Raw genomic sequence first — 4,926 nt, 5'->3', positions numbered from 1 at the left:
AAGCTGCTGCATTTCGTTTACGCCGTTCTCAAATCGGGCCAACCATTTGACCCGAAATTTGCACTTGCCCGATGAGGGGCAAGACGGTATCTACAAGGGAACGCATTCCAATGTAGGAGCTGCCGCAGGCTGCGACCTTTTGATCTTGAAAGCCCGGATAGCGAAAGCGTCCGGGCTTTTTGTTGCCGGTCTGAAATTGATGCTGCGTGACAGACCGCTTTCGCGAGCAGGCTCACTCCAACATTGGGTCTGCAGTGATCACCGATTAGGTGCCCGACAACAAATCCCCTGTAGGAGTGAGCCTGCTAGTGAAGAGGCCTGACCGCCAACGCCATTCTTAAGGCAAACGGAAATTATCCAGCAATCGATTGACCAACAGCTCGTTCATCATGATCACCTGTTGCAGCGCCAGCAGCGGTTTGCGCTCCGGGCCGCCTATCGAGTTGGCAATATTGCCGGCCATGGCATGGGCGTACGACAGCGATTCACAGGCCTCGACGAGCAGGGTTTCGTCATCCAGCGTGGGGTCGACGAGATAGACAGGGCGAAATTTGGGCGAAGGTGGCGGAGCCGCCAGGTCTTCGGGTTTGAGGTAGTAGTCGAGGGCGCGATCTGTCGCTTCTTTTACCTTTTGCGGGCTGAGCGCTGGGTCGTGCGGAATTGGATCGGTGTGCGGTGGGTTTGGAGTGATTTTGAACATGGATGAAACTCCTATTGCAGTTTAAGGAGCCATCACTCTCGCTACCAAACGAGTGGGTGGTGGCCGTACGCGGGTTGGTAGACCGGCTGCAATAGGAACCCGGCGCTCACAAGTGAGCCCCACGCATGACCACCATAAAGCCGAGCCTCAAGAAAGAGGTTCTATAAGGTGTTGCCACACAGCTATTACAGACGGGCTACCAAACCCGATCACTGTTTTTCAGTGACAGGGAAACGATATAGCCAGCTCCATAGCCTTGTAAGCCGGCGGATTCTGGAGTACGCGTAGGCAACGGCGCAAGGTGTTGTAGGCCCCATGGCGTAACGCTTTGTGTGATTTAAACGTGATCACGGAATTACGTTTACGCATCGAGGGCGCGGGTGCTCCCCTGCTCTTTTGATGTTGTCTGGCAGGCCGCTTTCGCGAGCAGGCTCACTCCTACATTGATTCTGTGGTGATCACGGATTAAGTGCCCGACCAAGATCTCCAGTAGGAGTGAGCCTGCTCGCGAAGAGGCCTTCTCTACCGGCTACGATCTCACTCAAACAATGCAGACACTGCCTACAACTGCGCCAGAATGCGCCGACTGGTGCTCATTGAGGCCAGGTTCTATCGTTTGCCTGTCGCTACTCAATCACGCGGACCGGTCAGCATGAATACACACCCCACCCGAAAACCCGAAAAACAGAAACTTTGTGATGAACTGACACACCTTGATGTTCAACAAGCCGCGCGTGTTGGACAGAAAGTGTTCGATAAATTTGTGATCACTGGCAGGCTACCCATTACCAAGTAAATCAAAAAGATCGCAGCCTTCGGCAGCTCCTACCAATCACTTTAGGAGTTGCCGCAGGCTGCGATTTTTTGATCTTGAAAGCCCGGATAGCGAAAGCGTCCGGGCTTTTTGTTGCCTGTCTGAAATTGATGCTGCGTGACAGACCGCTTTCGCGAGCAGGCTCACTCCTACAGGGGATTTGTTGTCGGACGCATAATCTGTAATCACCGCAGATCCAATGTAGGAGTGAGCCTGCTCGCGAAGAGGGCTGACCGCCAGCGCCATTCTTAAGGCAAACGGAAGCTATGCAGCAATCGATTGACCAACAGCTCGTTCATCATGAGCACCTGTTGCAGCGCCAGCAGCGGTTTGCGCTCCGGGCCGCCTATTGAGTTGGCGATATTGCCGGCCTTGGCATGGGCGTATGACAGCGACTCACAGGCTTCCACAAGCAGGGTTTCGTCATCCAGCGTGGGGTCGACGAGATAGATGGGGCGAAACCTGGGCGAGGGTGGCGGGGCCGCCAGGTCTTCGGGTCTGAGGTAATAGTCGAGGGCGCGATCAGTTGCTTCTTTGACCTTTTGCGGGCTAAGCGTTGGGTCTTGGGGGATTGGATCGGTGTGCGGTGGGTTTGGCGTGATTTTGAACATGGATGAAACTCCTATTGCAGTTTAAGGAGCCATCACTCTCGCTACCAAACGAGTGGGTGGTGGCCATACGCGGGTTGGTAGACCGGCTGCAATAGGAACCCGGCGCTCACAAGTGAGCCCCACGCATGACCACCATAAAGCCGAGCCTCAAGAAAGAGGTTCTATAAGGTGTTGCCACACAGCTATTACAGACGGGCTACCAAACCCGATCACTGTTTTTCAGTGACAGGGAAACGATATAGCCAGCTCCATAGCCTTGTAAGCCGGCGGATTCTGGAGTACGCGTAGGCAACGGCGCAAGGTGTTGTAAGCCCCATGGCGTAACGGGTTGTGTAATTTACACGTGCTCGCAGGATTGCGTTTACGGGCAGAAAAAACGGGAAGTTGTTCTGTTGTTTTGATGTTGTTTGGCAGGCCGCTTTCGCGAGCAGGCTCGCTCCTACAGTTGGATTGAGTGCATTCAGTTAGAGATTGGTCGGCTGGCTGGCCGCCATCGCTGGCAAGCCAGCTCCCACAATGGATTGAGTGCATTCAGTTAGAGATTAGTCGGCTCGCAGGCCGCCATCGCGAGCAGCCTCGCTCCCACAAAAAAGCGACAGCAAGATCAAAAGATCGCAGCATTCGGCAGCTACAGGGGTGATGTTTACCACCCGCACGCGGCGCATGCCGCCCCACTCAAAGGATGAGCGTTAGCTCGGCTGTAGCTTTTGATCTTGATCCACGGGCGACGTCGGAAGGCTGAGTGGAGGGATTTATCCGGGGGTGGGAGCGCAGCGACCGTTTGGCGAAGCCAAATGCATCGAGAGGAGGTGCAGCGAAGCAAACCGTAGGCGATGCCCCCCGGATGAATCCCGGAGCGAAGGAACCCCGAGCCCCAGCGAGCGGGCCGCACGTTGGAGCAAGCGTTTTTTTGCTTACTTTTTTTAGGCGTTTGTAAAAAAAGTGAGTCGCCGTCAGGGCGAAACCCTAGGTGGGCTTAACCGCAGCAACGGATATGCACACAGATCGAAAAGTGTGTCGCGTTCAAGATCGATCCCCCTCACCCCAGCCCTCTCCCCCAGGGGCGAGGGGGAAAGGGAGCCGATCTTCATCTGGCTCAGAATTTCGGTACACCCTTGAGAAACACAGCTACTTTCTGCGCAGCGCTAGCCAAATGCTGTTCATGGGTAAACCCGGAAACCTTCAACGGCTTCAAATCATGATCTCCGGCCGCTAGCCACGCCACCACAATACTCGGTGACAAAGTGTAAGCCTCGACAGCCTCACGATTGCCCAGCGCATCCCGCTCCCCCTGCACAATCAAAGTCCGCGTCTGCAAAGAAGCCAAATGCTCAACCCGCGGTTTCTCCGGTTTCCCAACCGCATAAAACGGATAACCCAGACACACCAGCGCATCAACACCCAACTCATCCGCAACAAGGCTAGCCATCCGACCACCCATGGACTTACCACCAATGGCCAAAGTCCCAGCGACATGAAGTCGCACCAAGCCATACACCTCGCGCCAACACTCCTGCAATTTCCCCGCAGGATTCGGCGGTCGCTTAACCCCATCAACCCGCCGCTGCGCCATATACGCAAACTCAAACCGCAACACGTTCACCCCAAGCCCGGCAAGGCGCCCAGCCATATCGTTCATCCAGTCGCTATCCATCGGCGCCCCCGCCCCATGCGCGAGGATCAACGTCGCCGAAGCCTCACTACTGGCGGCGTTCCAGAGCCACCCATGATCCCGCACGCACTGCGCCCATTGATCCCCGTCAATACTGGCCTTGTGCTGTTTGTCCATGCTTGCCTCGCTTTTAGTCTGCCTATAACTCCAGGCGAAGGATTCGCGGCGTTTTTTACCCGCGCTCACTTCGGCTGAACCGTGGATGGGGAACCATGAACACTTCTATCAGTACCGCCTACAACTACAAGGTGGTCCGCCAATTCGCCATTATGACGGTGGTGTGGGGCATCGTCGGCATGGGGCTCGGGGTTTTTCTCGCCGCCCAATTGGTCTGGCCCGAACTCAACTTCAATTTGCCGTGGACCAGTTTCGGCCGCCTGCGCCCGCTGCACACCAACGCCGTGATCTTCGCGTTCGGCGGCTGCGCCCTGTTCGCCAGTTCCTTCTACTCGGTACAGCGCACCTGCCAGACGCAATTGTTTGCGCCGAAAATCGCCGCTTTCTGCTTCTGGGGCTGGCAGCTTGTCATTCTGTTGGCAGCAATCAGCCTGCCGCTGGGTTACACCAGCTCCAAGGAATACGCCGAACTGGAATGGCCGATCGACATCCTGATCACCATCGTCTGGGTCGCCTACGCGATCGTGTTCTTCGGCACGATCATGCAGCGCAAAACCAAGCACATCTATGTGGGCAACTGGTTCTTCGGTGCGTTCATCATCACCGTGGCGATTTTGCACATCGTCAACAACCTTGAGTTGCCGGTGAGTTTCACCAAGTCCTACTCGGTGTATGCCGGTGCAACCGACGCGATGGTGCAAGGGTGGTACGGACACAACGCCGTAGGCTTTTTCCTCACCGCCGGTTTCCTCGGGATGATGTACTACTTTGTGCCGAAACAGGCCGAGCGTCCGGTGTATTCGTATCGCCTGTCGATCGTGCACTTCTGGGCACTGATCACTCTGTACATCTGGGCCGGCCCGCACCACCTGCACTACACCGCGCTGCCGGACTGGGCGCAGTCACTCGGCATGGTGATGTCGCTGGTACTGCTGGCGCCAAGCTGGGGCGGCATGATCAACGGCATGATGACCCTGTCGGGCGCCTGGCATAAGTTGCGCAGCGACCCGAT

The 4,926-nt window shown here is 56.1% G+C and carries 4 protein-coding genes; 1 reads left to right on the top strand and 3 read right to left on the bottom strand.

Annotation, left to right across the window (positions count from 1 at the left end):
- Nucleotides 1–337 precede the first annotated feature (337 nt).
- From ACIOWE_RS29680 to ACIOWE_RS29670, 3 genes are all read right to left on the bottom strand, one after another.
- Nucleotides 338–700, bottom strand: coding sequence for a DUF6124 family protein (locus ACIOWE_RS29680; protein ID WP_401398512.1), 363 nt, complete (start codon nucleotides 698–700; stop codon nucleotides 338–340).
- 1,062 nt (nucleotides 701–1,762) lie between these two features.
- Nucleotides 1,763–2,125 carry a DUF6124 family protein gene (locus tag ACIOWE_RS29675; RefSeq protein ID WP_401398510.1) on the bottom strand — a complete coding sequence of 121 codons (363 nt, stop codon included), beginning with the start codon at nucleotides 2,123–2,125 and terminating at the stop codon, nucleotides 1,763–1,765.
- A gap of 1,096 nt (nucleotides 2,126–3,221) precedes the next feature.
- Nucleotides 3,222–3,914: an alpha/beta family hydrolase gene (locus tag ACIOWE_RS29670; RefSeq protein WP_401398508.1), complete on the bottom strand. Its 693-nt coding sequence runs from the start codon at nucleotides 3,912–3,914 to the stop codon at nucleotides 3,222–3,224.
- A 95-nt stretch (nucleotides 3,915–4,009) separates the two neighbouring features.
- Between ACIOWE_RS29670 and ACIOWE_RS29665 the strand changes: the two genes are divergently transcribed.
- On the top strand, nucleotides 4,010–4,926 hold a 917-nt coding region (locus tag ACIOWE_RS29665), incomplete at its 3' end, for a cbb3-type cytochrome c oxidase subunit I (RefSeq protein WP_401398506.1).

Origin of the sequence: Pseudomonas sp. NPDC087598, from assembly GCF_044743525.1 — a bacterium.
In the GTDB taxonomy this organism is placed as follows: domain Bacteria; phylum Pseudomonadota; class Gammaproteobacteria; order Pseudomonadales; family Pseudomonadaceae; genus Aquipseudomonas.
Note: the sequence above shows the minus strand (reverse complement) of the source record. Positions and strands in the feature narration are given on the sequence as shown.

Coding starts and splice junctions, on each gene's coding strand:
- ACIOWE_RS29670 (WP_401398508.1), bottom strand. CDS start 3,914: ATGGACAAACAGCACAAGGCCAGTATTGACGGGGATCAATGGGCGCAG.
- ACIOWE_RS29675 (WP_401398510.1), bottom strand. CDS start 2,125: ATGTTCAAAATCACGCCAAACCCACCGCACACCGATCCAATCCCCCAA.
- ACIOWE_RS29680 (WP_401398512.1), bottom strand. CDS start 700: ATGTTCAAAATCACTCCAAACCCACCGCACACCGATCCAATTCCGCAC.